A 243-nucleotide genomic window follows, 5' to 3' on the forward strand; every position below is an offset into this window, starting at 1 on the left:
GAATTGTCCGGGTTCAAGCAATAGTGTGAATATTGTTGAGGTTGCTAATCCAGTTGCTCTTGTATTGACCGGAAGTTCTATTTGTGCTTCTAATCCAGGCACAGGAACAGTTAGTTCTAGTACTTCACAATCAGGAGTGAGTTATCAGTTAAGAATAGGTACGACTAATGTTCAGGCTCCAAAAGCAGGTACAGGTTCGGCTCTATCATGGACTGGTTTAAATGCAGGAACAAACTATAATGT

Annotated in this window: 1 protein-coding gene; it reads left to right on the top strand. The window is 40.7% G+C overall.

The window, feature by feature from the left end:
• Nucleotides 1-243, top strand: a 243-nt coding sequence (locus EOD40_RS18115) for a hypothetical protein (RefSeq protein ID WP_164905524.1), incomplete at both ends; no start/stop codon positions are given.

The organism is Flavobacterium sufflavum, from assembly GCF_004016525.1.
GTDB lineage: Bacteria > Bacteroidota > Bacteroidia > Flavobacteriales > Flavobacteriaceae > Flavobacterium > Flavobacterium sufflavum.